Origin of the sequence: Pseudomonas sp. AL03, from assembly GCF_029960815.1 — a bacterium.
Lineage (GTDB): Bacteria > Pseudomonadota > Gammaproteobacteria > Pseudomonadales > Pseudomonadaceae > Aquipseudomonas.
In genome coordinates this window covers 1-274 of the sequence record NZ_JASBRE010000098.1, presented here as the reverse complement: position 1 = coordinate 274, position 274 = coordinate 1, and the positions used below count along the sequence as shown (strand labels likewise).

Here is a 274-nt window from a genome sequence, read left to right as displayed (position 1 = left end):
AACCTGACGAGCCACTCGTTCAGTTTTATCTGGAGCACGCACACGAGGAATCGAGAGTGCTGTTGTTCAGCCCGGACTCGGCGCACGCCGTCGCTGAGCACTTACGCAAACTGCTGACGGTTGAGTTGCCAGAGGGATTGCCGGTCTTGCTGCGCCTGGCAGACGCCGCCGTGGCGCGAATCCTGTTCGGTAGCGGCGATCAGCGATTGTTTGGGCCTCTGTCCTGTGTGGTAACCGCCGACGGTGTCGAGGTTAATTGGCAACAGCACCAACC

At 59.9% G+C, this 274-nt stretch carries 1 protein-coding gene; it reads left to right on the top strand.

The features are described 5' to 3' along the window. Positions 1-29 precede the first annotated feature (29 nt). The coding region (locus tag QK293_RS27555; protein ID WP_282383549.1) for a DUF4123 domain-containing protein at positions 30-274 on the top strand (245 nt) is incomplete at its 3' end.